1 protein-coding gene is annotated in these 274 nt (G+C 45.6%); it reads right to left on the minus strand.

Going from position 1 to position 274, the window contains the following annotated elements:
- On the minus strand, nt 1-274 hold a 274-nt coding region (locus tag CWC14_RS18305), incomplete at both ends, for a class I tRNA ligase family protein (protein WP_138564312.1).

Below are 274 nucleotides of genomic sequence, written 5' to 3' on the forward strand. Positions count from 1 at the left end.
GAGCAAAGATATTGCTTGGTTTTCTGAACCCTGCGCCCTCAAGCATAGCTGGCCAAAATAGGCTGTGGAAATAAATGATGTCCTTACCGATGAAGTGATAGAGTTCGGCGTCGGCGCCTTCTTTCCAGAAAGCATCGAAATCTAAGTCGCTTTTATCACAAAGATTTTTAAAGCTGGCCATGTAACCTATGGGCGCATCCAACCAAACATAGAAATACTTGCCGGGTGCACCGGGGATTTCAAAACCAAAGTAAGGCGCATCACGGCTAATATC

Origin of the sequence: Pseudoalteromonas sp. S3260 (assembly GCF_005886925.1) — a bacterium.
Classification (GTDB): domain Bacteria; phylum Pseudomonadota; class Gammaproteobacteria; order Enterobacterales; family Alteromonadaceae; genus Pseudoalteromonas; species Pseudoalteromonas tetraodonis.